Origin of the sequence: Pseudophaeobacter profundi (genome assembly GCF_029697505.1) — a bacterium.
GTDB lineage: Bacteria > Pseudomonadota > Alphaproteobacteria > Rhodobacterales > Rhodobacteraceae > Pseudophaeobacter > Pseudophaeobacter profundi.
Map to the genome: position 1 here is coordinate 1 of NZ_JARJEF010000075.1, position 475 is coordinate 475.

1 protein-coding gene is annotated in these 475 nt (G+C 65.3%); it reads right to left on the minus strand.

What is annotated here, in order from left to right:
* Nucleotides 1-50 precede the first annotated feature (50 nt).
* Nucleotides 51-475, minus strand: a 425-nt coding sequence (locus tag P2081_RS20335) for a hypothetical protein (protein WP_278924609.1), incomplete at its 5' end; no start/stop codon positions are given.

Below are 475 nucleotides of genomic sequence, written 5' to 3' on the forward strand. Positions count from 1 at the left end.
TTCATTTTGTATAAAAATAATTTCCTTTAATCTAAAGGTATTTGGTCAGATCAGTGGTAGTATCCGTATCCGTAGGCCTTGCCGTATCCGTAGGCGGGGGCGGCGTAACCGTAGCTGAGGGGAGCGTGGGCGGGGGCTACGACGGGGGCGTAGGCCTTGTAGGCGGGGGCGGCGACGTAGGGGGCGGCGTAGGGAGCAGCGTAGGGGGCAGCGTAGGCCTTGACGACGGGGGCGGCGACGTAGGGAGCGGCGTAGGCCTTGACTACGGGGGCGGCGACGACGGGGGCGTGGGCAGCGTAGACGGCGGGGGCGGCGTGGACGGAGGTGGATACCTTGTAGGTGTTAGCGTAGGAGGTGGCTACGGGGGCGTGCGCCACAGCCACGGGGGCGTGGGCGTAGGCGACGGGAGCCACTGGGGCGTAGGCCGAAGCCGAGGCGATGAAGAGGGCGACGAGAGCGAGCTTGTACATGGTGA